1 protein-coding gene is annotated in these 741 nt (G+C 65.6%); it reads right to left on the reverse strand.

Features of this window, described 5'->3' with window-relative positions; all coding sequences use genetic code 11:
• Positions 1-646 (reverse strand): M48 family metalloprotease (locus DU475_RS23905; RefSeq protein ID WP_164633528.1); only part of this gene is annotated, 646 nt, incomplete at its 3' end.
• Positions 647-741: the final 95 nt, after the last annotated feature.

The following is a 741-nucleotide window of genomic DNA, read 5'->3' on the forward strand; positions in this document are numbered from 1 at the left end:
ACGACGAACCGCCGCCCGACCAGCCGCCGCCGATTCTGACTCCGCCCTGGAAGAACAGCCGGAACATCAGCTCGCCGAAAAACCCGACGACGCCGGCGATGATCACCGCGATCACCATCATCTGCACGTCGCCGTTTTTGATGTGGGTCAGCTCGTGCGCCAGTACCGCTTCGATCTCGGCATCATCGAGCCGGTCGACCAGCCCCGACGTCACGGTGATGGCGTATTGCTTCGGATTGAGGCCGCTGGCGAAGGCGTTCAGCGCCGCGCTGTCCATGATCTTCAGCTTCGGCATCGGGATGCCGCGCGAGATGCACAGGTTCTCCAGGAGATTATACAGCCGCGGCTGTTCGGCCCGCGTCACCGCATGTCCGCCGGTGACGGCGTCGATCAGCTTCTGGTGAAAGAAGTAGGCGATCACGATCCACAGCGCCGCGCCGACGGTGGCGAACGGTGCCGCCTGGATCAGGTCGGCCGCCGCGGCCCGCAGATAGTCCGACACCGTGCGGCCGCCGTCGATCACCACCTCGGCGATCAGGGCGCCGGCATAGACCAGCACATACACCAGCACGAACAGCCCGATCAGCAACACGATCGACCGGGTCTTGTTGGCGGCGATGTGGGTGTAGAGACCGTAGGCGGCCATAGGGTGTCCGTTTGTCTCGCCGCGTTCGCCGAAGTCTTCCCTCCCCCTTGCGGGGAGGGTGGCCGGCCGTAAGGCCGGTCGGGTGGGGGTGGACG

Source organism: Rhodopseudomonas sp. WA056 (genome assembly GCF_010906995.1).
GTDB classification, from domain to species: domain Bacteria; phylum Pseudomonadota; class Alphaproteobacteria; order Rhizobiales; family Xanthobacteraceae; genus Rhodopseudomonas; species Rhodopseudomonas palustris_G.